Source organism: Alloacidobacterium dinghuense, assembly GCF_014274465.1.
GTDB classification, from domain to species: Bacteria; Acidobacteriota; Terriglobia; order Terriglobales; family Acidobacteriaceae; genus Alloacidobacterium; species Alloacidobacterium dinghuense.
In genome coordinates, this window is sequence record NZ_CP060394.1 from 1,149,295 (window position 1) to 1,174,432 (window position 25,138).

Genomic DNA, 25,138 nt, shown 5'->3' on the forward strand with positions numbered 1-25,138 from the left:
CTCTACGTCATGTCAAATCGTGGTTTCATGGAGATTATTCTCTAGTTGCAGGAGGATGACATGGCTGCAACAGGTATTTATGGAATCGCCTTCTCTCCCTACGTGGGGCCATGGGTCAACAATGTTCTAGTCCTTTTCAACACCTACACGTTGGAGCAGGTGACTCAGCTTCTCAGTCCCGTCGCGAAGGGATTTCCCTTAATCGCCACCTACGGACAGGGCACATTTGTATGGCAAAACGTTCCTAACATTCAAGATTCCAACCGGTACAACATCCAGGCCGCCAAAAATGTGGGACTAAAGGTTTCTGCAGGCTGTTACCAACAGGGAGCGGACCCCGGTAAAGACTTCCTGAATGTCGAATGGACCAAGACCGAGATCAATTACGCACTCGATCAGGCAAGAACTCATGGCAACGTAATCGAACTCGTCATCGGCAATGAATGTTTGTGGGGGCCTGATTCGACGCAAGCCATCGTTGAGCTCATCAACTACGCAAAGTCAAAGCGAGCCCCGAATTTCAATGAGCGCACTCTGCCCGTCACAACCCGTCAAAAGTGGGATGTGCTGGGAGGAGTCAGTAACGCAACACCGGGGTATGCCGCCATGCGACAAGCGCTGCTCAGTCTGCTGTCCGCATGTGAGGGGTTCGTATACGCGAATATGTATGCCTATTTCGATCCCAACATTGCCGGTCAGATCGGGAGGAATCCAAATCAAGCTTCGTTCACCCAGGCGGTGACTAACAGCATGAACGCTACACTGGCAGCACTCAAGAGTGCCTTCTCGAGCCAAAAAGTATCGACTGAGATTCGGATTGGAGAAACAGGCTGGCCGAGCAAGGGCTCTCAGCCAGCACAGCCGAACGATTTTCTGGCCAGCACGCAGCAAGCCCAGTGGCACTACGAGGCCATCAAGAATTGGTCAGTTGCGAACGCGATCAAGACATTCATGTTTGAGGCTTATGACGAACCGTGGAAGGGTTCGCCGAATGGATCGAACAGCGAAGCCTTTTTCGGAATCTGGCAAGCAAATGGCACCTCTGCAGCGCCTGGCCAGTACACGCTGAGAGATGTGAAGCAGAAATACACGCTCTGAGGCATTCGTGTCGGCGAGGAATCCGATCCCTGACGTATCCGGAATACTAGCGGGAATTCTTCCGCTTCCTTGCGTCCAGTCTGGGCCAGTATTGAAACGCATCCGCATACAGTTCACCGTTAAGATCGGACACGCGTTGCTGCAATCGAGTCTGCGCCTCAGAGATCGCGTGATTGTAAATGACAGGTCCGATTTCCTCGATGAAGAAGCTGAGCAGCAGCCCTGCGGCCAACTCGCCGATAGGTTCAGACATATTCTCTTCGAAGTAGTGTTGAATCGAAGTAATAGCTTGAGCGCGGACTGGCTTTGGGAGTTCGATTATGGTCATCAGAGAAAGCACTCTCCCGAGAGAGTGTATCGGGTTTGCTAGCGGAATGCGTGCAGTCGCGCCGGGCGATTGTCCGAGGCGAGATCATGGCCGCAATTCACGCAGTAGAGGTCGGTGATACGTACGCTGCGATAGCAGTTTCCGCACGATGCGGATACCTGATACGCGCATTGGGGGCAGAAATGATACTCGCTCTGCACATGCGTGCCGCAAGCCGGGCAGAGTGAAATGATCGGCTGACGCAGCAGGAAATAGAGCACAGCGCCGATACCTCCAGGCATCACCAGGCAGATGATCATCCAGATGCGCACGCTCATGCCGCGGCGTGGCGAATCGTTGCTGATATAGCCCACCATCAGCATGTAGAGCGACGCCAGCGCGCCCCATGAGAGCGCGAAGTAGAGACGCAATCCGAATGGCGGTCCGGGATGATGGCGCTCATGCGGAAACACAACCCAGAAGAGATATTCCATGACCACAAAGGCCAGGATGGCCGCCGCCACCGACCAACGAGGAATCAGCTTCAGCTCGCTGGAGAATGACGTCTGCGACTCTTCCCGGTTTGAATAATTGGTTGCCATCGCCCGTTATCGCCGTCCGTGCATCTGTCGCTGGCCTCGGAAGCCAATGATGAGTGCCGCAACGATGGTGGAAAAGAGCAACAGCACGAGAACCATCACCATGCCGGGCAGCTCAAACCACTGCTCACCGCCAAGAAAGTCGTCCACGCTGCTCCAGATCGCAGGCGTTAGAACCATCGCAAACACAGCGATCGTCAGCAGGACAACCGCCATATTCCGGCGACTGCGCCGCCGCTGCTCGCGCAATTCAGCCGCAGCCAGCATCACGGCACGCCGCGTCCGCTGAACCACCTTCATGTCGGCGGCGGCATTCATGCCCGCCAGCATTTCGATGATCTGTGGATCTGCATTCCGCCAATCAGCTTGTGGATTTGTAAGGGGTCCCGGCTGCTTCACAAAGCCTCCTGTTGCCGGGTCATCGCTTCAAGCCGTGGCTTCAGCGCAGCCAGCCCGCGATACAAACGCGATTTCACCGTGGACAACGGAGCTGCCGTTACATGGGCGATCTCATCGAGCGAAAGCTCCTCGTGAAAACGCAGGACTAGCACTTCGCGGTGAAGCGGATCGAGAGTCAAGAGCAGCTTGGCCACAAGCTGGCCATTTTCATATCCCTGGTAAAGCTCAAACGGATTCGGCCCGTTGCTGGGCACCTCGAATGCGCGCTCATCTTCGGCGTTCTCGCACAATTCGTCGAGGCTCACCATTGTCCGTTTGCGCCGCATATCGATGACGAGATTGCGCGCGATGGTAAAGAGCCAGGTATCGAAGCGGGCGTTGCCGTTGTATTGCGCACCGCGCATCAGCACCCGCATCCACGTTTCCTGAAAGAGATCTTCCGCGACTTCGCGGTTGCCCGTCAGATACAGCAGGTAGCGCAGCAGTCGATGCTGATACTGCACGATCAACTCGTCAAGCAGGCCTTCATCGTGTCGCTTCAGTCCTTGCGCGATCAGGACATTCTCCTGTCGCGACTGTGCCGTCAATGAGATGGAGGCTGTGCTCATACTAGGTTGAGAGACGGACTCTGAACCGCCAAAGACTCTCTTGGAGAGAAAATTCTGCACTTTTTCAATCGGACTCATAGCAAATTCCCGGCGGCGGATGAGAGCACGTGGCGCAACTTTAGGAGCGATCCGCTAACACTCTTATTATCCGGCACATAGATACGATGCCGCAAGAGATACACTAGACTCAATGGAAGTTCTTTACGGGCTGCATCCGGTGGAGGAGGCTCTGCGCGCCGGAAGCCGCCAGTTCGACCACGTCTGCGTCGCCCGCGAGCGGCATGACCAGCGCCTGCAGCGTATCATCGACGCCTGCCGCGAATCCGGCGTCCGCCTCCGCTTCGAGCCGCGTGACCACCTCACCAAACTTGCCAAAACTCCCGGGCACCAGGGCGTGGTCGCCGTCGTCCGGGCCAAAGCTACGCTTGAGCTGGAAGATCTTCTCGACGGCCTCGCAGGGAAGTCGCGCCTGCTGCTGGCTCTCGATGGCGTGGAAGACCCGCAAAATCTGGGTGCGCTTCTGCGCACAGCCGATGGGGCCGGGGCTGACGGCGTCATCCTCACCGAACGCCGTTCCGCGCCTCTGAGCCCGGTCGCCATCAAGGCTTCAGCCGGAGCAGCCGAGCACGTGCCCATCGCCCGCGTCGTAAACCTGAGCCGGGCGCTTGAGCAGCTCAAGGAGCACGACCTCTGGTGCGTTGGGCTCGACGAGCGCGGAACGATGTCTTACGAGGAATTCGATTTCACGTCTAACTGTGTGCTGGTTCTGGGACGGGAGGGTGCAGGCCTGCACGATCTGGTGCGGCGGCACTGCGATCACCTGCTGCGCATTCCCATGGCGGGCAATGTGGCGTCGCTGAACGTGTCAGTGGCAGGGGCCGTGGTCCTGTATGAAGCCGCCCGGCAACGGCGCGAAGCAAAGGCCGAGCCGAAGGTTATAGCCCCTGCAAAAAAGAAAGAGCAAAAAGGTTTAGGTTCATGAAGGTAGTAACGCCGCTTCTGGCGGCAGTTGTATGCAGTGCCGTTGTCTTCGCGCAGCAGGCTCCCAGTTCACAAACTCAGGCGAAGCCAGCCGCAACGCAGGAACAGGCGCAGCCCACGTCTCAGGACGATCAGCTGCCGCCCCCGCGCGGCAAGGTCTTGTTCTCGCGCTCGTCGAAAGACGCTCAGCAGCCTGAGGCGAAAGAGGCGGAATCGGCAAATGCGAAGGTGAGTGACACAGAGCGTTCAGCGGTAACTTTCACCGCCTACGATCTCGACGTGCATCTGCAACTCAAGGAGCAGGGAATCGCCGTCCGCGCGAGAGTGACGGTTCGCAACGACGGTAGCCAGGCACTCACTCAGCTTCCGCTGCAGCTCTCGTCATCCCTCAAGTTTGAAAGCATCAGCATCGAGGGCCAGAAGCTCGCCTTCAGCCAGCAGATCATCAACAGCGATGCCGACCATACGGGCCAGCTGCGTGAAGTTGTTGTAGTCTTGCCGAAGCCGCTCGCTCCCCAATCAGAGCAGTCGCTCAATGTCGTATATAGCGGCGCGATTCCAGCCTCGACCAAGAGACTCGAAGACATAGGCACGCCAGCCGACCTTGCGCAACAGTCTGACTGGGATGAAATCTCTGAGGACTTCACCGGGCTGCGCGGTTTTGGCGACGTGGTCTGGTATCCGGTATCGTCTGTGCCGCAAGCTTTGGGCGAGGGCGCAAAGCTTTTCACCGAGATTGGGCGTCAGAAGCTGCGCTCGCAGAACGCGCAGGTTTCGATGCGGGTAACTGCCGAGTACATCGGAACGGCTCCGAATTCCGCGGTCATCGATGGCCACTTCATCGCCGTTCAGGCTCCCGCGGTCACGCCTACGGCGTCCTTCCCTGGCGTCGTCACATTTTCACTACCGGCAACACGCCTCGGTTTTGGCACACTCGACCTCTTTCTTGCCACCCGCATTACGCATGAAGCGAATGGCATACGTGTTCTCGCCGCCGACTATGACGAACCGAACGTGCAGGGCTATCTGACTGCGGCCACCATGGTGCAACCGCTCATCGAGCAGTGGCTCGGCAGCAAGCCGAAAGAGCCTCTTACCATCTTCGACCTGCCCGATAAGCACGCCGCCGCCTTTGAGCAGGGAGCCGTGACCGCTACCGGTCTGCAGGCGCTTGAGCCGCAGGATCTGGCCAACGCGCTAAGCCACGGCATGGCGCATGCGTATTTCGAATCTCCGCGTCAGTGGCTGAATGAAGGTGTGGCGAATTTTCTGGGCACGCTCTGGATCGAGCAGACCAAAGGCCGCGATGCCGCGCTCGAACATCTCGAAGCATCGCGCGGTGCACTGGCGGTAGGCGAGCCTTCAAGCCCTGGCGAGGGCTCGGGGCAACCCCTGATCGAGGCAGCCGATGCTGTCTACTACCGCAACAAATCCACCTATGTGCTTTGGATGCTCCGCGATCTGGCTGGAGACAAAGCTCTCGCGGCAGCCCTGCGCGCCTACGACCCAAAGCAGGACACAGCACCCGAATACTTCGAGCATTTGGTCGAGCAGGCCAGCGGCAAGGATTTGAAGTGGTTCTTCGACGATTGGGTCTATCACGACAAAGGACTACCCGATCTATCCATCGCCGCCATTTACCCGGCAACGTCATCGCAATCGGGGCAGTATATCGTGGCCATCGACCTCGCGAACGACGGCTACGCCGCAGCAGAGGTGCCGGTTACGGTGCGCTCGCAGGCGTCAACGCAAACGGTGCGTGTGCAGATTCCCGCGCGTTCCAAAGTGACGCACCGCATGCTCGTTCAGGGATTGCCAACCGAGGTGATCGTAAACGATGGCGTCGTGCCGGAGCTGCAGGCCAGTGTTCACCGGCACGACATCAATATGACGGATGGCAAGCAGTAAGCTGCTTGCCCCGGTGTGTTAATTCGCGTTCAGTGAAGCCATGTCGATCACGAAGCGATAGCGCACATCGCTTTTCAGCACGCGCTCATAGGCTTCGTTGACCTTCTGGATCGGGATCACTTCGATATCGCTGACGATGTTGTGCTTTCCGCAGAAGTCGAGCATCTCCTGCGTCTCGGGGATGCCGCCGATTGCGGAGCCTGCCAGGCTGCGGCGTCCAAGCACGAGTGCAAACTGAGCAATCGACGCCGGTTTGTCCGGAAGACCGACAACAACCAGCGATCCATCCACCTTCAGCAGTTCGAGGTACGGGTTCAGATCCATATCCGAACCGACCGTGTTGATGATGAGATCAAACGACCGTGCAAGCTTTTCAAACGTTTTCGGATCAGATGTCGCGTAGTAGTGATCAGCGCCCAACCGTTTGCCGTCTTCCTGCTTACGCAGCGACTGGCTCAGGACCGTCACTTCAGCCCCGAGAGCGTGTGCAAGCTTCACGCCCATGTGCCCAAGTCCGCCCAGGCCTACAATCGCGACTTTCTTTCCAGGTCCCGCATTCCAATGTTTGAGAGGGGAATACAGCGTGATACCTGCGCAGAGAAGCGGCGCAACGCCATCCAGCGGAAGATTGTCCGGCAAGCGCAGAACATAGTTTTCATCGGTCACAATCTTGTTGGAGTAGCCGCCGAAGGTCGGCTCGCCGTCCTTCTCCTTGGCGTTATAGGTCCAGACAGCGCCGACCGCGCAATACTGCTCCAGACCCTCTTTGCATTGCTCACAAGTGCGACACGAATCGACGAAACAGCCGATACCGACCTTGTCGCCGACCTTGAACTTCGTAACCTTGCTGCCAACACCAGTGACAATTCCGGCAATCTCATGGCCCGGCACCATGGGGAAGATTGCGCCGCCCCACTCGTCGCGCGCCTGATGAATATCGGAATGGCAGATGCCACAATATTTAATCTCAATGGCTACATCGTGTTCGCGCTGCTCGCGGCGCTCAAAAGAATAAGGCTGAAGTGGAGCCTTGGCGACGGCAGCGGCATAACCCTTTGCATTCGGCATGTTTTATGTCTCTTTCCAGGTAAAAATTTTTCAGGGGATTGATTGTCTAAGAACGAAAATGGCGCCCACGGCGCCGAAATTATGACTAATTTACAGATGATCCATCGGGGCAGATGGATGCGAAATCAGCCCTGGACAGAGACGCCGGAAAAGGAGAGAACAACAAGTCCGCGGACAGGCTGGCCAAAGAAGCGCGCCGGCTCAAAGACGCTGAAGAGCAACTGGTTCTCGACCTGGGAGCGCGTATGGGCGTCATTGGGACCGGAGACAATCTCGTAGTCATACACACGGCCGTTGCCGTTGACATAGGCCTCAACCACAACCGGGTTGTCGCGATCGCCGATCGCAGACGTGGCAGCCGCCATATTCGAATAGAGATAATGCGGACCCGAGGCATCGCCGAGCGGCTGATCGCCTGCCGAAGCCGGTTCAGGAGCGGCGACTGCGCCTACCAGCAGGCCGACGGTACCGATCAACAGAATAGCGCTGGCGAAGCCTGCCGACGCCTGTAGCAGAAAAGGGGCAACTGTGTTCTGCCAGCGCACCTGCCACCGCGCCAGATTCCGTTTCGGCGAGTTTGTCTTCTCCTGCGAAATCGCGACACGCAGACGCAGTGCCAGGTCGGCGGGAGCCTTCGCCGGACCGAGATCGGCAAGCATCCGCTGCGCACTGCGCCAGCGGTCGAACTCAACGGAGCACTTTCTGCACGACCCCAGATGTGCAGCCACGCCCTGCATGGCAATTCCGGTCAGCGCCCCGTCAAGGTATTCCGAGAACTGAGCGCGAATGCTGCTGCATTTGCTCATTGGGCCTCCTTTGCAACGCAGGCAACCGCAGATACAGGCCGCCGTGCGGCGCCAGCCGGGCGCTTGGCGGCAGCTTCAGCAAATGGGGCAAGCCGAGCTTTGATCGTGGCGCGGCCGCGCATCAGGCGCGACTTCACTGTGCCAAGCTGAACATTCAGAATCTCGGCGATCTCTTCGTAGGCCAGTCCTTCGATGTCACGCAGGATCAGGACAGTGCGGAACGGCTCAGAGATTTCCCGCAGCTCCGCTTCCACGCGGGCGCGGATTTCCGCATGCGCGGCAAGATCAAAGGGCGACTCATTCAAGTCGACCAGAGTGTCTTTAATACAGAGCGGCTGGCCATCCGCTGAGTGGCCGGTTTCGGCCTCGATGGTAACTTCCTGACGGCAATGGCGCGACCACCAGCGGCGCCGGTTCGAAGCCTCGTGTAGCGCAATGCGGTACATCCACGTGCGTAGGCTCGATTCGCCATGAAAACCACCAACGCCGCGAAATACTTTGATGAAAACATCCTGCGTCACATCGGCGGCATCGGCAGGGTTCTGCAGCATGCGTGCGATGACGCTATAGATCGGCTGGTGATAAGTCGAGATCAGCCACGCAAAGGCCTCTTCAGAGCCCGCTTTGAGCTCCGCAACGACATCCGCCTCGTCAGGCCGGATTACTACAACGCCTGCCAGATTTCCCACTACTGTTCCTGCTTGCACCTCTCGGTATCCTCCTACAGTAACAAATAGTCTGGGATTCTGGCATCTCCCACACCACAGCAGCGAGCACGTACTGATACGACCGCCTGTCGGAGGCCCATTTCAGGTCTGCAATCAAGCCGCCGGCGGCCGAGTGTCTCGCTCACTCTGCCTGCTTAGACACCGGGTAGGGCGGTTTGGGTTCCTGGAAAAAAACAGCGAAGAACCGACCAGCTGGTAAAGCGGTTAGCTAAAGGCCGGTCAGCCGATAAAGCGGTCAGCGAGTCCAGCGCGGCCTTCGGCGCAAGCAAGTCCGGTCAGCCCTACTGGATATCTCTTCAACGACTTGTCATCCTGAGCGAAGCGAAGGATCTGCTTTTTGGGGGTTATGGCAATATGCTCGGCGCTAAGAAGCTGACTTGCTGACTCGCTCGGCGCCGAAGGCCCGCTAACCGCTTCTTAGCTGACCGCATTACCAGCTGAAACCGGCAACTCCAGCTGCTCTGAATCAGCAAACGGCTCAAAGTGCGCCCGGCAGCGCGCTTCGTACAGCCCCGCTGCGCCCACCACCACCAGCTCTTGGCTACCCCCCAGTCGCTGCGTATGAATCGCCGGAGCACCGCAACGCATGCAGACAGCCGAGAGCTTTACCACCTCATCCGCCACCGCCATCAGGTCCGGAATGGGCCGAAATGGTTCCCCGGCAAAGGTCGTATCCAGCCCTGCAATCAAAACGCGCTTGCCCAGATGCATCAGCTCCAGTGACAGGGGCAACAGGCTCTCATCGAAGAACTGCGCTTCATCGATGCCGATCACCTCCACCTGATCGATCTGCGCGAACAAGACTTCCCGCAGCCGCTCAACGTCGGCAACCACGCAGGCGTCATGCGTCTGTGCGCTGTGTGAGGCAATCGCTGTCTTGTGATAGCGGAGATCGATATCCGGCTTGAAACAGACAATGCGCTGCCTTGCAATCTTTGCCCGCTTTAGCCGCCGGATCAGCTCTTCGGATTTTCCGGAAAACATCGGTCCGGTGATGACTTCAATGCGTCCCGGCTGCACTGCCGGTGTCCCTGGCACCATCATTCAGCAGTCACCTTTGCGTGGGCGGCCTCGTGAATGGCAAGCAGCGTCTCCAGCAATCCGTGAAGGTACTTCAGATCGAGCGCGTTGGCTCCATCCGACTTTGCCTCTGCCGGATTGTCATGCACTTCAAGAAAGATGCCATCTACACCGGCGGCAACCGCCGCGCGTGTAAGCACCGGAATAAACTCCGGCTGTCCTCCGGAAACGCCGTTCGCAGCGGAAGGTGTCTGTACCGAGTGCGTACCGTCGAAGACGACAGGCGCAAGCTTCCGCATGATGGGAAGAGAACGCATGTCTACGACGAGATTGTTGTACCCGAAGCTTGCGCCGCGCTCGGTCAGGAAGAAGCGGTTGTTGCCCGTCGTCTGCAGCTTGCCAACGGTGTGCTTCATGTCCCAGGGCGCCACAAACTGGCCCTTCTTCACGTTGACGGCACGGCCCGTGCGGCCGGCGGCCAGAATCAGATCCGTCTGGCGGCAGAGAAACGCCGGAATCTGCAGCACGTCCGCGCCTTCAGCGGCAATTTCGCAATGCCCGGGCTCATGGACATCGGTCAGGACTGGGAGCCCAGTGGCTTCAGCCAGACGGCGCAGGATCGCCGTGCCTTCTTTCAGGCCGGGACCGCGAAAGCTCTCGACGGATGTTCGGTTGGCCTTGTCGTAAGAAGCTTTGAAGATATAGGGGACACCAAGACCAGACGTGATGCGCTGGATGGCATCCGCCATTTTGCGCACATGCGCTTCGCTTTCAATGACGCAGGGCCCGGCGATCAGAAACAGCTTGCCAGAGCCGACATGTACGTTACCAACTTCGAATTCGTGACTCACATTCTTGATTGAATCACAAGAAAAGGCCCGCCGGTGAGGGCGGGCCCAGATCACAAAGGTAGTCGCGAAGCTGAGGAAAAATCAGCTAGCTGCCAGCCGTTGCCGACACTGCCTGCGTTGAGTGGTTGCCGTGCGGAATCGCCGCCGCGCAAGTCGGCTGCCCAGCCGACAGATACGGCGAGTTCTGATTCGCGGTCAGCGCGCCTGTATTCGGGTTCAATTCCATACCGGTAACGGTGTTATCGATGAAGTTGGCTGTGTAGATGAAGCGCCCAAGCCCCGGTTCCACAAGCACGCAGGAGGGACCCGCACCTGTCGCGTAAGCACTGGCTCCTGCCACTGCCGATGGCGTACCCGTGGACTGGTTGATGGCATAAGCATTGATATCTGAAGCGTTGTAGTTGGCGACGTAAATGTAAAAGCCGCGTGGATCCACAGTGATAGCCACTGGGAAGGTGTCAGTTTTCACTGGCGGGTTCTGGCTTGCATTCAAGATGCCCGTCGAAAGGATGGTGTAGGTAATCAGCTGGTTCTGGCGGCTGTCCGTCACGTAGAGGAAGCGGTTGGTTGGGTCGCTGGCAATCGACGATGGCGCCGTGCCCGTTGGATACGTGGTCACAGGGGACAAGGTGCCGCTGGAATTGACGTCGAACGCATCCACCACACCCAGCGTGCTGGTTGCTGAAGGCAGCCCATCCTGCGCGGCGACAAACACCGAATTGCCGTTGGCCAGCGCGTTCACACCCGTCGGTTGGAACCCGATCGGCACATACGTGGCGGTCTGCGTCACGTTGTTCGCATCGACGAAGGTCTGCTGCACCGGCGCGCAACCGCTGCCGCCGATATTGCCTGTCGTTTTATCCACCGGATACACGATTAGAGCACCCGGCCCTGGGTTAGCGCTGCTGTAAACCGGGCCCCCCGGAGTCGTCGGTGAGAAGAAGTCGACGACGTAAAGCAGCGTCTCACTGGCGTTCATCGTCAGCGCCACAGGCTCTGAGCCTGGAGTATTGCAGGTCTGCTGCTGATAAATCTTGCCATCCGTGCCGATCGCGAATTCGACGATGCTGTTGTCGTCCTTGTTGATCACATACAGGTACTTGCCATCGGGCGAGGTAATGGTGCCCACCGGATTTCTTCCGCCCGAAGGATACGGCGAGTCCTGAATCTGGGTGAGTGCACCCGACTCGGAGTCGACCTTGTAAACGCTGATCTGGCCTGGATTGTTCTTTGAGGCGGTGACGTAAACGAAGTCAACCGTGTTGCTGGGGCTGCAGGACGTAAGACCGAGACCCAGTCCTAGAATTGTTGCGGTGGCCAGTAGCGTCCGGCCCGATTTCCTCAACTTCATGCGCTTCCTTCATCCTGTCCGTCGTGGTACAGGCTTCTTTTTATAAGGGAATGTTCCCTTGCATTGTAAAAGTTCGGGCCGCTTTCGGCTATATAAGGGCGGCCTCTGCTGAGCAGCGCGCCCGTGTTCCCGCGGGCAACGCTGCAAAGCAGGTTATCTCTCCGGTTAGGTCGTGCGTCCGCTGACAGCGCACCACGTTGGATTGCCGACCGCATTGAACGTCGAACCTCTGCGCAACAGCGTCAAACTGCCTGAGTTCGGATCGAGAATGCGTCCGGTGATCTGGCTGTCGTTGAAGCTTGTCGTGTAGATGTACTGGTTCGAGGTGTCTTCAAAGATGCAGTTCACGCCGGAGCCCGAGCCGAATGGCTCACCGGCAATGTGCTGCAGCGTGCCGTTGGTCGGGTCAATCGTCCATCCGGTGATCTGGCTGATTGGGTTCACAATGCCGCTCGTCGGCCCGGCATTCACCACAAACAGATATTTGCTCCTGCTGTCCACAACCAGCGAAACCGGATTCGAGGCAGTCGCGTCATTTGCCACTGCTCCATTCGTCAGCGCCTGCAAAGAACCATTCGTGCCGGCAGTGAAGGGAAGTATCTCGCCCGAGCCGCTGTTGGCTGCGGCGTCCAGAACGTAAATGTACTTGCTGCCGCTGAGGGTCGATCCCTGCGCCGTGCTGATGGCCGACATCCCCTGCGTGCCCATCACCAGCGGAGCGTTCTGCGTGAGCGTCAGCTGGCCGGTGCTCGCGTTCAACTGATATGGAAACACGGTCTGCACGTCGTTGTTCGTCTTGCTGCCCGCATCCGCGGTGAAGATGAAGCCCGAGGCAACGGTGAAGTCAACAGGAGAGCACCCAAGCGGGAAGTAGGTCAGCTGTGTGCCGTTCCCATTCTGCTGCTGCTGGTTGGTAATGATCGAGAGCCGGCCCGTATTCGGATCGATGTTGAACGCGGTAATATCGCCGGTCGGATAGAATCGTCCATCAGAACCTTGGCAGGGATACTCGGCGCTGTAGCTGGTCTGCGGCGTCACTGCGCCATTCGTGACCGGCGCGTAGCTATCCAGCACAAACAGGAACTTGCCCGTGGTGTCAGGGAGGAAGCGGATCGAGTTTGTGCCCTGGCTGGTGTAGCTGGCCTGGAAGGCAAGAGTGCCGTTGCCGCCAACGCTGAAGAGCGAAATGTTCGCGCCCGTATAAGTAATGTTGCCGCTCGCGTCAACCTGCTGCGCTCCCTCATTCAGGACGTAGAGATAACGGCCTCCGCTAAGGACGAAGGTGCGAATAGGGTTGGTGCCGCCCGAGCCGAAAGGCGATCCGGGTGCATTCGTCAGCGCACCAGTTTCACTACTTTCCTTAAATGAACCGATCTGGTTGTACTGGGTTCCAACGGTAAAGACATACGCCACTGTGAAATCATTCATGCACGAGGTGGCGCCGAACATCAGAACAAGGGAAACCACCGCAGCCAAAGAGATCTGGCCAATTTTTTTAAACTTCATGCGCTTCCTTCATCCTGGCCACAAAGGATGGCGCAGGCAACTGGGTCGGGAGAGGGCTCCCGTTTGCATTGTAAAACAGGCAAAGGTCTTGAGGCGTGCAGGTCTCGCATTTGACACCGCTTATGCAAACGAAACCTGTCATGTTTGTGCTGTTCTTCAGACTTTTTAGGATTTGAAACAGTGAGCACGGGCCCAGAAAATTTTCTGAGCCCGTGCCCTGTCTTTGGCTACCAGACGCGGCAGGAATTGTCAGGCATCATCGGCTGGCCTTTGTGGCAGCCAAAGGCTTTACCGAATTCATCGAAGTTCTGCACCACGCCGTTTACGCGAAACTGTCCCGGCGAATGCGGATCTGTCTTCGCGGACTGGCGTTGCACTTCATCGGTGCGGTTTTCACACCACACCTGCGCAAACGAAATGAAAAAGCGCTGCGGTGAAGTGTAGTCGTCGATCTTCTTGTCCGGACTCGTGTGTTCGGAAGCCAGCGTGCTCAGCAGCGCCTGATACGCAATGCGAATGCCACCGTTGTCAGCGGTATTCTCGCCGAGCGTCAGCCTGCCGTTCAGATGCGTTCCTGCAACCGGCTCGAAGCCGCTGTACTCCTTCACTTCGCAGTCCGTGCGCGCTTCGAATTCCTTCTGATCGGTCGGCGTCCACCATTGCTTCACATTGCCCTTTGCGTCAAACTTGCTACCCTGGTCGTCGAAGCCGTGCGTCATCTCATGGCCGATGACCACGCCAATGCCACCAAAGTTCACAGCCGGATCCTTGGTGTTGTCAAAGAATGGCGGCTGCAGAATGCCGGCAGGGAAGTTGATATCGTTCAATCCGTCGTTGTAGTACGCATTGACGGTCGGCGGAGTCATCGTCCATTCCTTCTCGTCCACTGGCTTGCCAAGATGATGGACTTCCCAGTCCCAGTGGAAGGCTGCCGCTCGCCGCAGATTGCCAATAGGATCCTCGCGCTTTACTTCGAGTTTCGAGTAATCGCGCCAGTGATCCGGGTAGCCAATCTTCTGCCGGAAAGCATCCAGCTTGACCTCAGCCTGTTTCCTCGTCTCCTCGCTCATCCAGGGCAGCGACTGTATATCCTGCGCCAGCGCAACCTTCAGAGCGGCTACAAGCTTCTCCATATTCTCTTTCGCGGATGGAGGAAAGTTTTCCTTCACCCAGTCCTGCCCCACGGCTTCGCCCATCGTGCGATCCGTGAGTGCCGTGCAGCGCTTCCATCGCGCTGTCTGCTCGGCCTGACCTTGCAGCGTCTTCTGGAAGAAGTCGAAATTCGCGTCATCGAAATTGCTTGAGAGCCATGGCGCGAAGGTGTTGACGGTGCGGAAGCGCAGGTAGCTCTTGATGTTGTCGAGACTCTGGCCGGCAATCACTGTGTTCAGCGTCTTGAAGTATTCCGGCGTGGCCACGTTCAGGGTGTCAAAGTGGGGAGCGTCCAGCGCGCCGATGTACGCTGTCCAGTCAAAGTCCGGCGTGAGCGAATCCAGTTCGGCGAGCTTCATGATGTGGTACACGTTGTCAGGATTGCGCAGCTCGACGCGCGGCATCGAACCCTTCGCCAGAGCCGTCTCGATTTCGATCACGCTTTTCGCCTCGGCCGCGGCCTTATCGTCGGAATCGCCGATGAGCTTGAACATCTGCACCACGTAGTCGTGATACTGTCCGCGAATCTTCGTCATGTGCGGATTGTCTTCAAGGTAATAGTCGCGGTCCGGGAGAGACAGCCCACCCTGCGCCGTGTCGGCGATCTGTTTGCTCGAATCCTTCTGGTCCTGTTCCACGCCAAACCGCATGAACGCAGGCACGCCGGCGTCCGTCTGCATGTGCGCCAGCAGCAGGCCAAGCTGTTTCTTGTCGGTCAGGCTGTCGATGTGCGCCAGGATCGGCTGAATGGGCTTGTCGCCAAGCTGGTTCGCTACATCGGTATTCATGCAGGCGGCATAGAAGTCGCCGTATTTCTGCTGCAGCGGAGTCTGCGGCGCATCGGCGGCCTTTTTCAGATCGAGATAGAGCAGATAGCGGTTATATTCGGACAGCTGGTTGAAGCGTCCCCAACGCACCTGGTCGCCGGGAATAGGATTGGCCTTCCGCCAGTTCCCGCAGGCGTATTGAAAGAAATCGGTGCAGGGATCGGCTGTCTTGTCGATCGCCGAAAGATCGAAGCTGTGTGGCGCCATAGGTGCAACAGGAGCGCTGCCAGATGGTTGGTCTGCCGCAGCGATAGTCGAATTTTGCGCGATGGCGAATCCGGTGCAGAGCAAGAGCACCGAAGCAAGGCGAAGCGATTGCATAGTGAGTCCTCGAAAACGCAGGCCACACCTCTGCGTGCGTGATAGGGTGCTGGCCGGAAGTACCACAGCGGCATGAGCGGTGGTTGCACAAAGCCTAACACGCGAGGGCAGCTAAGAGGCGGCTGGCTGCAAAGCGGTCAGCGAAAGTCCATTCAGCCAGGAAGCGGTCAGCAAATCAGCCCGCCGGTTTTTCTCGGGATGAGCAGGTGCGGCCTATAGGCAGGAACAGAGATATCGGGTGACGTTACGGGATACCAAGGTGAGAAATATCTGACCGTGAAGTCTTTCCATTGACGGCTTCTCAGCTGATCGTAGTATTGCTGACCGGACTTTAGCTGACCGCTTCTAGCTGTCTTCAGAAAATCTTCAGATGAATCGTCAGATACTTCTTCGGATTCTGGCGGATGGCAGTCATAAGATTATTCGTATTCTGAATCATCTCGTCCGTGTGGTTGTAGAGGTCTTTGTTCACCATTAGCTGGCCGATCGTGCCCTCGCCATTGTCGATCCGGTTCAGAATCGAATCGAGCTTGGTGACCGTGTCATTCAGCTTGTGTGCAAAATTCGGATCCTTGGCCAGAATCCCGATCGAGCCCTTCCCGGCGTTGATGTCCTTCAGCAATCCGTTCAGATTCTGCGTCGCCTCGCGGAAATTGTTATAGAGCGTCTCATCTTTGATCAGCTTCCCGATGGTGCCATTGCCGCTGTCGATCTGGTTGGCGACGTCTTCCAACTTTGCCACAGTATCATTGGCGCGGTTGTATAGTGTGTCATCGGCAATGAGCTTCCCGATGGATCCCTTACCATTACCCACCTGATCCACCAGGCTCTGAATCTCATTCAGTGCAGAAATGGCCCGGTTATACAGGGTTGGATCGTTGATCAGCATGCCGATCGAGCCTTTCCCGCTGTTCAGGGAATCGACCAGATTGTCGACTTTCGCAAGAATCGTGTTCAGTTGCTCAATCGTTCCCTGGCTCGATTTGATGACATCTGTCAGGTTCGGCGTCTCGGTGGTCTGCAGCTCAGCCCCATCCTTGATTTCAGGGCCGGTGGCAAACTTGCTGTTGATATCCACAACCGTGTCGCCAAGAACGCCGATCGTTTCCAGACTCGTCTTCGAGTCGGTGTGCAGTGCCGGTTGATTTTTCTTGCCGATGCGCATCGTAACTTCGACCGGAGTAAGCTTGCGCTCCGGCACAATGCGAACGCTCGTGACGGTGCCGATGGTAACGCCCTCAAGATTGACGGGTGCCCCAACCTTCAATCCGGCTGAATTCTCGAAATAGGAGTGAGCCGTAATCTTCCCTGCCAGAAAGCCACCTGTGCTGCCCGACATGAGGAATACCAGTGCGGTGAGCGCAGCGAGCGCTACAAGCACCAGCACGCCGACTTTCAGTTGTGACCACTGGACTTCCTGCTGGCTCGGCACAGCCCTCCTCGTTTATCCCCGGAAATTCACAAACTCTGCATCTGCGACTTGAGCATATCAAACACGGCTATGGCGTCGACGGCTCTCGTTTTGATGAAGGCAGTTGGCCAGCCGTTGCAAAACGATACAAGTCACTATCTTACCGCGTCGTTTTCAAGATGGACCGAAGCTATGGCCAGCGTCGCCGTATGGGTGAGCGAAAGTGACACATGCGTCACTCCGAGACGATTCGCGAACTCCAGCGCCCGCCCGCTCAAATGCAATGTAGGACGATGCCCCGGTTGCCGCAGTACCTCCAGCTCTTTCCACGTAATTCCGTGCTGAATGCCGGTTCCAAGGGCCTTCGCTCCTGCCTCCTTCGCCGCAAAACGCGCGGCAAAGCTCTCGGCAAAGTTCTTTTTGCGGCGGCAAAAGTCAATTTCTCCCTGGGTAAAAATCTTTTCCAGAAAACGGTCGCCAAAGCGGGTAATGGACTGTGCAATTCGCTCGATTTCCACAGCGTCGATTCCGGTGCCAACAAGCATGAGCAGAAATTTCCTCCCTGCAAGTTAGCACAAGCGGTTACCGAACCACACCAAAGAGTGCTCAAGGTAACGATGAAGATTCCAGCCTTCTCGTCCGATCATGGTAGGTGTGTTAGAGGCAGATGAACTCGTAGAGTGGGACCTCAGGCTGACGGCAACCTGCGCCGACGACCCGCAGCGACTCTTGCGCTTCCTCACCGGCGCCGTGCTCGCCTGCGGCGGGTGGGTACTATCGCGCAGCCTGCCCGGCTCAGATACCGCGGAGATCAGCTTTGAGTTTGCCCGCGGCGTCAGCCTGGAAATCTACAGTATGCTCATCGCCAGCGGCCTCGAACTGAGTCGCGACGCCCACATCAGCCTGACCGAGCTGTGCCAGTGCACCAAGAATCTGCTCGCCACCAAAGGCTTTGACGTAGCCCGCATTCGCCTGTTCGTTTACGCTGCTCCGTTGGGTAGCAAGGAAGCAAACGACAACCAGCCGCAAGCCGGAAGAAGGTAAAGGCGCTTCCTCAGAGAAGATGGTAAGGCCGCGTCCCTTAGTGATGTCATCCTGAGCGGAGCGCGAAGCGCGTAGTCGAAGGACCTGCGGGTTTTCACTCAGATCAAGAATTCGGGTGCCCCATTCTTTGCGGAGCAAAGGGTGGGAGAGCAAAAAGCAGATTGAGCCGTCATTCTGACGACCAACGGGAGGAAGAATCCATGCGACGAAAATCCAGCCGCAAATCCAGAGGTTGTTATTCCGGGTTCGACAGTTTGCCCGGAGTCAAAACTACCCTAGCAATTACCCAGCCTCGACCAGCCCATACCTCCGCTGCCACGCCTCGCGCAATCGAGTACGAACCAGCTTCTTCTCCTCATCCGTCCCTTCAGGACTCTCTACAAAACGAGCCGCCTCGGCCTTGGCCAACTCCAGCAACTCCCGATCACGCACCAGATTCGCCACGCGAAAATCCGGCAGCCCAGCCTGCCGCGTCCCAAAAAACTCCCCCGGCCCGCGTAATTGCAAATCCAGCTCGGCCAGCTCAAACCCATTCTGCGTGCTCACCATTGCCGCCAGCCGCTCCTCGGCCTGCGGAGACACCTTGCCACCCGTCATCAATACGCAATACGACTTCGCCGCCCCGCGCCCGACGCGCCCGCGCAGCTGATGCATCTGCGCCAACCCAAACCGCTCCGCATGCTCGATTACCATGAGGGTCGCATTCGGCACATCCACGCCCACTTCGATCACCGTGGTAGAAATCAACACATCGATCTCGCCGCGCTGAAAGCGCCGCATCACAATTTCTTTCTCGTCCGAATCCAGTCGTCCATGCAGCAAGCCCAGCCGCAACCCAGCCAACGCACCCGCCTTCAGCGATTCGTACATCTCAGTCGCGGCTTTGAGCGTTGGCTTCTCAAATAAAGCTGGCGTTTTCGCTTTCTTCGCTGATTTCTTAGGCTCCTCTTCAGCCTCAGGAGGAGCAAAATCCAGCTCCGGCTGATCGTCCCGGGCACCCTCGATCACCGGATACACCACATAAGCCTGATGCCCACGTCCCACCTGCTCGCGCACAAACTTCCAAACCTCATCCGCGCGCTCATCCGAAACCTGCCGCGTCACAATCGGCGTGCGTCCCGGCGGAAGCTCATCGAGCACGCTCAAATCCAGATCGCCATACAACGACAGCGCCAGCGTGCGCGGAATTGGCGTCGCCGTCATTACCAGAACATCGGGCTCTCCATCACTAGGCTTCTTCATCAGCCGAAAACGCTGCAGCACACCAAACCGGTGTTGCTCATCGACAACAATCAGCCCCAGCTTCGCAAACTCGACCTTCTCCTCGATCAGCGCATGTGTGCCGATGACAACATCAGCCTCACCCTGATAAATCCTGCTCCGCGCCAGCCGCTTCACATCGTCATCGAGCGATCCGGTCAGCAGCACAATCCGATACCGCCTCGAAGACTTCTCCAGCAGCTTCTTTGCCGCCAGGTAATGCTGGACGGCCAGAATCTCCGTAGGAGCCATCAGCGCGGCCTGGTAGCCGCTTTCAATGGCTACCAGCATTGCCTGCAGAGCCACAATCGTCTTACCCGAGCCGACATCACCCTGCAGCAGCCGCCGCATCGGCGAAGGCCGCCGCATATCAGCAACAATCTCGCCCAGCGCGCTCTTCTGCGCCGACGTCGGATGGAACGGCAGAATCTCGCGGATCGCCTCGCGTACTTTCTCGGTCGTCTCAAAGGCAATCCCGACGCGCTCCTTAAAGCGCCGCCGCTTCAACTCCAATCCCAATTCAAGGTAAAACAGCTCTTCAAAAATCAGACGCCTATGCGCGACAGTCCCCGAAGCTTGCAACTGCGTCATCGGCGTTCCCGCAGGGGGGAAGTGCACACTTCGCAGCGCCTCTTCGCGATTCGGCAAATTCAATCGCTCGACCAGAGTACGCGGCAGCGTCTCCGCAACATGCCCCTCTAGCTCTCCGAGCAGGTTGTAGACAATCCGCCGAATCCACCGCGTAGTCAGCTTGTTTCCGCCCAGCGATTCATATACAGGAACAATCCGCCCAACCTCCAGCAGCTCCGATTCATCCTCGTCCGCAGTCAAAATCTCCACCTGAGGCTGAATCATCTTGAAGCCGCGCCCCGAGCGCGAAGGCTCGACCTTGCCGTAGAGCGCCAGCATCTGCCCCGGCTTGAACCTGTCTTTGAGATACGTGCCGTGAAACCACATGCACTTGAGCGAAGAGATGCCCTGCCCAACCGTCATCTCGAAGATCGGCATCGCACGCGTCCGCAGCAGCACCGTACCGCGCACCTCGCCAATCACGCTCGCCATCTCTCCCGGCTTCAGCTCACTCAAAGGCTGCGGATGCAGCCGGTCCTCATACCGAAACGGGAGGTGATACAGCAAATCCTCAACCGTCGAAACACCCTTCGCCTTCAGCGACTCGCCAATGCGAGGCCCAATGCCTTTTACAAATTGAACGTCAGTTTCCAGCCCCAGCACAAAATGGATGCTAACAGGAACGAACGTCCATGTTTCTTCGCGCCTAAAACCTCGGGTGCCCCATCCTTTCGCGTAGTTTGCGAAAGGCTGGGAGAGCAAAATGTGAGTCCGCCGTGAAAGGGTAGAAGCACCGGCCTTTCAGGTCGGTGAATAAGCTGAGAATTCAAGAGGGGCTTTAGCCCCGGGCCGGGTGCCCCATCCTTTGCGTAGCAAAGGGTGGGAGAGCACAACAGTTCGCAGCGCACGAAAGGGTAAAAGCACCAGCCCTCAGGCCGGTGAATAAGCTGAGAAATCCAAGGGGGCTTTAGCCCCGGGCATTCCTTGGTCAACAGGCTACGCTGCTACACTGTCCCCACCCCAAGGGAGAACGCATGGCCGCAGTCGTAGAACTGGACCACATCTCAAAGTCATACGAAAACAAAATCGCCGTAAAAGACTTAAGCCTACAGATCGACGCCGGAACCATGTTCGGCCTCCTCGGCCCCAACGGAGCAGGCAAGACCTCCAGCATCCGCATGATGGTCGGCATCACCATGCCCGACTCTGGCACGGTCAGTCTCCTCGGAAAGCCCTTCACCCGTGAAAGCCTGAGGCAGATCGGCTACCTGCCTGAAGAGCGCGGCCTCTACAAAAAGATGAAAGTCATGGACCAGCTCATCTTTTTAGGTGAGCTAAGGGGCCTGGACCCAGCGACGGCAAAACGGCGGGCCCACGACTGGTGCGAGCGCCTCCAGATCCTCGACGCAGCCGACAAGAAAACCGAAGAGCTATCCAAAGGCATGCAGCAGAAGATTCAGTTCATCGCCACACTTCTGCACGACCCTACGCTGATCATCATGGACGAGCCCTTCACCGGCCTCGACCCCGTCAACGCCATCCTCTTGCAGGACACGCTCGTCGACCTCAAGAAAGCCGGTAGGGCCATCCTCTTCTCCACCCACCGCATGGACCAGGTCGAGAAGCTCTGCGACGCCATCTGCCTCATCGATCGCGGCCACGCCGTGCTCTCCGGGGGCATGCGCGAAGTCAAGTCGCGCTATGAGCGCAACCGCGTCCTCATCGACTTCGAAGGCGACAGCAGTTTCCTCCAGCATCCCGCCATCGCCGAATATAAGGACTACGCCGACCACGTTGAAATCACACTCAAGCCGCACGCCGACGCGCAAAGCCTCCTCCGCGAAGCCGCGCAGAAAGCGACCATCTACAAATTCGAGCTGATGGAACCATCACTCGAAGAAATCTTCATCCGAACCGTGGGAGAAAAAATCGATGCGTGATACCTGGCTCATCGCAAAGCGTGAATACCTCGAACAGGTACGCGGCAAGGCCTTCAGGATCACGACCATCCTCATCCCCGTCATCTTCGCCGCCGTCATCGCCATCTCGTTTGTTGCTGACAAGTACTCGGGGTCCGGCAAGCACTTCACCGTCGCGGCCAACAACGCCACCTTAGCTGAAGACGTGCGCGAGCAGCTCCTCACCGACAAAGACGCCGATCTGCACGTCGATATCCTCGCTCCCGCAGCCGACACCGACCGCCAGAAGCTCGTCGACCAGGTCAGCCAGAAGCAGATCGATGGCTTCCTCTGGCTCGTCCAGGACGCGAACGGGCAGACAGCCGCCGTCTATGCCGGACGCTCCTCCGGAGACTTCTCGACCGCCTCGCGTCTCTCCGAGTCCGTGGACCACGCCATCCTCGAACAGCAGCTCACCGGCCACGGCGTCGCATCAACCGACGCCACCATGCTCACCAAGGGCGTCAAAATCAAAACCCGTCAGGTGCGCGACGGCAAAGAAGTCGACTCGAGCACCTTCGGCACCTTCATCGCCGCCTACGTCATGGCCTTCCTGCTTACCTTCACCGTCATGATGTACGGCATGAACGTAGGCCGCTCCGTCATTCAGGAAAAGACCTCGCGCATCTTTGAGGTCATGCTCTCCACCGTCGAGCCCCGCGACATGCTCGCGGGAAAACTCATCGGCATCGGAGCCGTCGGGCTCACGCAGCTCGCCATCTGGGCCGCAGCCGCCGGAATCTTCCTGAGCACCGCCCTCGCTGCCACTCTGATGACCGGCGAATTTCAGATCCACATCTCCCTCCCCGAAGTCATTCTCTTCGGCGTCTACTTCCTGCTCGGATACGCCCTCTACAGCACGCTCTTCGCCGGCCTCGCCGCCACCTGCGAAAGCGAGCAGGAACTCCAGCAGTACGCGCCGCTCGCCGCCGTCCCCGTCTGGCTCAGCTTCAGCATGATCACCTTCATCATGAGCAATCCCAACTCCTTCTGGTCGGTGGTCGTGTCTCTCTTCCCGCCCTGTGCGCCCATTGCGATGTTCCTGCGCATCGCCTCGCAGTTCCCGCCGCTCTGGCAAATCGCTGTCTCACTCATCCTGCTGCTGCTCTCAGTCGTCTTCGTCGTCTGGTTCTCATCGCGCATCTATCGCATCGGAATCCTGATGTACGGCAAACGAGCCACCCTGCCAGAAATCTTCCGCTGGCTGCGGTATTCCTAAATCTGCCTCCGGCGGCTCCCTTTGGCAAGCTCAGGGCAGGCTCTGCGCGGAAAGCGGCTCGCCGCACGGGCCTTGCCAGCGAAAGAGCGGGAGACGGCACTGCCGCCTTTCACTGAAGCACGACACTGCACCCGCCAACAATGCTGTCATCCTGACCCTGAACGAAGTGAAGAGGAAGGATCTGCTTTTTCTAAGCTGCAGCAAGAAAAAGGGCGCGCCATCCTGACGCAGTCAGGGTGGGAAAGCACGAACCCAACCCAACCAGTTATTCGATTGCCCAGTCCCTGAATGCAAAGACTTGGCATATGTAACGCAATGGAGTAAAACTTGTCTCTCAATCGTCGCCCGACATAACGCCGATGCGAGTGCCTACGAGTCGACTTAAGAAACGAAAGCAATTGCCGCTGCCCTATTAAAGTGTCGGCCGATTGCAGGCATTCTCCTGCGCTCGTCGTTAAGAGTAAAGACAACTAGCCTGTACTTCATGAATGGAGCCATGAATGGCAAATGGAACAGCACCCGGACTCGATGCTCTCCAACACATCGTCGTCTTGATGATGGAGAACCGCTCGTTTGACCACATGCTGGGCTCGCTCGGCGCCGACAATCCGCGCATCGACGGCATTCAAAATGCGATCAGCAATCCAGATACGGCAGGCGCGCAAATCAAGCCGCAGCCACTGGCGGATTTTCAGGGCCAGCTCGACCCCGACCCCGATCATCATTTTCCTGCCGTCGATCTGCAAATCTTTGGCGGAGACACGAGCGAGAACCGCACAGCGAACATGCAAGGATTCATCAAGAGCTATTTCAACCAGAGAAGAGACGTCGCGCACTCGCAGAAGATCACGTACTACTTCCCGAAAGAAAAGCTGCCCGTGCTGACGACTCTCGCGCAGGAGTTCGCCGTTTTCAATCGCTGGTTTGCATCGATCCCGGGACCGACGGTTTGCAATCGCGCGTTTGCGCATTACGGCACGTCCTTCGGGCGGGTCGACATGAATCTTTTGTATGTGAATGAACCATTCAAGAGTACCTACAGCCGCCTGATCAATGCGTCTCCGAAGCATACATCGAAGCTCTACTATTTCGACGTCGCCAGTTCCACGATTGAAATTGTCAACCTGCTCCAGAACCAGCCGGAACTCTTCGGCACTTTTGATCAGTTCATGGACGACTGCAGCAAAGGACAGCTCCCCGACTACTCCTTCATCGAGCCGAATTACAGCGACCACGACACCGATACGGGAGAGGCGGTAGCGAGCGACCAGCACCCCGACCACAACGTGCAGCAAGGGGAACTGTTCATCGCGCAGGTGTATATGGCCATCAAAAGGAGCCCGCTGTGGGCCAGCACAGCGATGCTCATCGCCTACGATGAGCACGGCGGTATTTTCGACCACGTGGTGCCTCCAGCGTGTCCTCCCGATCAATTCACAGCTTCGGCAAACGATACGGGAACAGGAAAAGAATTCAAATTCGACCGGCTCGGAGTGCGAGTACCAGCCATACTCATCTCGCCATGGATTCCGAAGGGAACAGTCGTCGATCGCACCTTCGATCACGCTTCAATTCCAGGGACCGTAACGAAGTTTTTTCTGGGAGACTACGAGCCACGCTCTGTCCGCGAAAAGAATGCTGACGTGTTTCTTGAACCGAAGACGCAGCCCGTCGATCCGCAAAGAAATCTGCTTTCGCTCGCGACCATGCGAAACGATTGTCCCGAGTTTGATGTCTAGCGCAGGCAAGGAGACAGACCGATGACACTGATTCAAGTCCCCAGACCGCCAAAAGAAGCAATGAACCCGAACCGTCCTGCAAATGCTTTGCTGTTGAAGCAGGTGGAGCACATGCACGAGGCAGAGAGGCGGCTCCCGTTGCGCTACCGCACCGAGATCTACGTCAATGCCATCAAGACGGAAGGGGAAGCCGCCCGGTACATCCGTGAAGTAACAGAGGCGATCCATCAAGCGCACGCAGACGCAACCAGGCAGCGAGTAAGGCCCGTACCAAAGCGGAAGACCATGCTTCAGATTGCTGCAGTTGCCGAAGAGAAGCCCGCGCCGAAACTCACGGGCCAAACCAAAGACGGTAAGAAGGCCAAAACCGCACCGAAGAAGAAATAGCAATTCAATTTTTGAGGAGG

At 57.6% G+C, this 25,138-nt stretch carries 23 protein-coding genes; 8 read left to right on the forward strand and 15 right to left on the reverse strand.

All coding sequences use genetic code 11. The features are described from left to right. Positions 1–60 precede the first annotated feature (60 nt). Positions 61–1,098, forward strand: a complete 1,038-nt coding sequence (locus H7849_RS04625; protein WP_186744544.1) for a glycosyl hydrolase family 17 protein — start codon at positions 61–63, stop codon at positions 1,096–1,098. A 46-nt stretch (positions 1,099–1,144) separates the two neighbouring features. On the opposite strand, the gene H7849_RS04630 is transcribed toward H7849_RS04625, so the two are convergent. The 4 genes from H7849_RS04630 to H7849_RS04645 are packed head-to-tail and all read right to left on the reverse strand — an operon-like array spanning position 1,145 to position 3,089. Next, complete coding sequence (locus H7849_RS04630; RefSeq protein ID WP_186744545.1) at positions 1,145–1,426, reverse strand: DUF2164 domain-containing protein; 282 nt, start codon at positions 1,424–1,426, stop codon at positions 1,145–1,147. A gap of 38 nt (positions 1,427–1,464) precedes the next feature. After that, positions 1,465–2,007 carry a zinc ribbon domain-containing protein gene (locus tag H7849_RS04635; RefSeq protein ID WP_186744546.1) on the reverse strand — a complete coding sequence of 181 codons (543 nt, stop codon included), beginning with the start codon at positions 2,005–2,007 and terminating at the stop codon, positions 1,465–1,467. A 6-nt stretch (positions 2,008–2,013) separates the two neighbouring features. Further along, entirely contained in the window at positions 2,014–2,403 is a 390-nt protein-coding gene (locus tag H7849_RS04640) for a hypothetical protein (RefSeq protein ID WP_186744547.1), read from the reverse strand. Further along, on the reverse strand, positions 2,400–3,089 hold the full coding sequence (locus H7849_RS04645; RefSeq protein ID WP_432756523.1) for an RNA polymerase sigma factor: 690 nt from the start codon (positions 3,087–3,089) through the stop codon (positions 2,400–2,402). The genes H7849_RS04640 and H7849_RS04645 overlap by 4 nt, the downstream gene beginning before the upstream one ends. A 112-nt stretch (positions 3,090–3,201) precedes the next feature. Here H7849_RS04645 and rlmB point away from each other — a divergent pair, with 112 nt between their 5' ends. After that, entirely contained in the window at positions 3,202–3,993 is a 792-nt protein-coding gene (gene rlmB / locus H7849_RS04650; RefSeq protein ID WP_186744548.1) for a 23S rRNA (guanosine(2251)-2'-O)-methyltransferase RlmB, read from the forward strand. After that, entirely contained in the window at positions 3,990–5,900 is a 1,911-nt protein-coding gene (locus tag H7849_RS04655) for a M1 aminopeptidase family protein (protein ID WP_186744549.1), read from the forward strand. The genes rlmB and H7849_RS04655 overlap by 4 nt, the downstream gene beginning before the upstream one ends. Positions 5,901–5,918: 18 nt before the next feature. Here H7849_RS04655 and H7849_RS04660 read toward each other — a convergent pair whose 3' ends face one another. The 10 genes from H7849_RS04660 to acpS form a co-directional block, all read right to left on the reverse strand. Next, positions 5,919–6,968, reverse strand: a complete 1,050-nt coding sequence (locus H7849_RS04660; RefSeq protein WP_186744550.1) for an NAD(P)-dependent alcohol dehydrogenase — start codon at positions 6,966–6,968, stop codon at positions 5,919–5,921. Positions 6,969–7,093: 125 nt separating this feature from the next. Next, positions 7,094–7,774 carry an anti-sigma factor family protein gene (locus tag H7849_RS04665; RefSeq protein ID WP_186744551.1) on the reverse strand — a complete coding sequence of 227 codons (681 nt, stop codon included), beginning with the start codon at positions 7,772–7,774 and terminating at the stop codon, positions 7,094–7,096. Continuing rightward, positions 7,771–8,481, reverse strand: a complete 711-nt coding sequence (locus tag H7849_RS04670) for an RNA polymerase sigma factor (protein ID WP_186744553.1) — start codon at positions 8,479–8,481, stop codon at positions 7,771–7,773. The genes H7849_RS04665 and H7849_RS04670 overlap by 4 nt, the downstream gene beginning before the upstream one ends. Before the next feature lie 438 nt (positions 8,482–8,919). Next, complete coding sequence (locus H7849_RS04675) at positions 8,920–9,546, reverse strand: thymidine kinase (RefSeq protein ID WP_251106612.1); 627 nt, start codon at positions 9,544–9,546, stop codon at positions 8,920–8,922. After that, the gene (gene kdsA / locus H7849_RS04680) at positions 9,543–10,373 is read right to left on the reverse strand and encodes a 3-deoxy-8-phosphooctulonate synthase (RefSeq protein WP_186744555.1); all 831 of its coding nucleotides are present in this window, start codon (positions 10,371–10,373) and stop codon (positions 9,543–9,545) included. The genes H7849_RS04675 and kdsA overlap by 4 nt, the downstream gene beginning before the upstream one ends. Before the next feature lie 85 nt (positions 10,374–10,458). Continuing rightward, positions 10,459–11,724, reverse strand: coding sequence for a lactonase family protein (locus H7849_RS04685; protein ID WP_186744557.1), 1,266 nt, complete (start codon positions 11,722–11,724; stop codon positions 10,459–10,461). Positions 11,725–11,889: 165 nt separating this feature from the next. Beyond that, the gene (locus H7849_RS04690; protein ID WP_186744559.1) at positions 11,890–13,230 is read right to left on the reverse strand and encodes a lactonase family protein; all 1,341 of its coding nucleotides are present in this window, start codon (positions 13,228–13,230) and stop codon (positions 11,890–11,892) included. A gap of 227 nt (positions 13,231–13,457) precedes the next feature. Continuing rightward, positions 13,458–15,530 (reverse strand): M13 family metallopeptidase, encoded by a 2,073-nt coding sequence (locus H7849_RS04695; protein WP_186744561.1) that lies wholly within the window; start codon positions 15,528–15,530, stop codon positions 13,458–13,460. A 355-nt stretch (positions 15,531–15,885) separates the two neighbouring features. Further along, positions 15,886–16,962, reverse strand: coding sequence for an MlaD family protein (locus H7849_RS04700; protein ID WP_186744562.1), 1,077 nt, complete (start codon positions 16,960–16,962; stop codon positions 15,886–15,888). Positions 16,963–17,096: 134 nt separating this feature from the next. Then, a complete protein-coding gene (acpS, locus tag H7849_RS04705; RefSeq protein ID WP_186744564.1) occupies positions 17,097–17,486 on the reverse strand; it encodes a holo-ACP synthase in 390 nt (129 codons plus the stop codon). A gap of 100 nt (positions 17,487–17,586) precedes the next feature. On the opposite strand from acpS, the gene H7849_RS04710 reads away from it, so the two are divergent. After that, positions 17,587–17,985, forward strand: coding sequence for a hypothetical protein (locus tag H7849_RS04710; protein WP_186744566.1), 399 nt, complete (start codon positions 17,587–17,589; stop codon positions 17,983–17,985). 282 nt (positions 17,986–18,267) lie between these two features. Here H7849_RS04710 and recG read toward each other — a convergent pair whose 3' ends face one another. Then, complete coding sequence (gene recG, locus H7849_RS04715; protein ID WP_186744568.1) at positions 18,268–20,478, reverse strand: ATP-dependent DNA helicase RecG; 2,211 nt, start codon at positions 20,476–20,478, stop codon at positions 18,268–18,270. Between the two features lie 371 nt (positions 20,479–20,849). On the opposite strand from recG, the gene H7849_RS04720 reads away from it, so the two are divergent. The 4 genes from H7849_RS04720 to H7849_RS04735 all read left to right on the forward strand — a co-directional run bounded on the left by H7849_RS04720 (position 20,850) and on the right by H7849_RS04735 (position 25,118). Next, entirely contained in the window at positions 20,850–21,755 is a 906-nt protein-coding gene (locus H7849_RS04720) for an ABC transporter ATP-binding protein (RefSeq protein WP_186744570.1), read from the forward strand. Further along, on the forward strand, positions 21,748–22,992 hold the full coding sequence (locus H7849_RS04725) for an ABC transporter permease (protein ID WP_186744572.1): 1,245 nt from the start codon (positions 21,748–21,750) through the stop codon (positions 22,990–22,992). Before H7849_RS04720 ends, H7849_RS04725 begins: the two co-directional genes overlap by 8 nt. Before the next feature lie 500 nt (positions 22,993–23,492). Next, positions 23,493–24,731 (forward strand): alkaline phosphatase family protein, encoded by a 1,239-nt coding sequence (locus H7849_RS04730; RefSeq protein ID WP_186744574.1) that lies wholly within the window; start codon positions 23,493–23,495, stop codon positions 24,729–24,731. Between the two features lie 21 nt (positions 24,732–24,752). Continuing rightward, on the forward strand, positions 24,753–25,118 hold the full coding sequence (locus H7849_RS04735; protein WP_186744576.1) for a hypothetical protein: 366 nt from the start codon (positions 24,753–24,755) through the stop codon (positions 25,116–25,118). Positions 25,119–25,138: the final 20 nt, after the last annotated feature.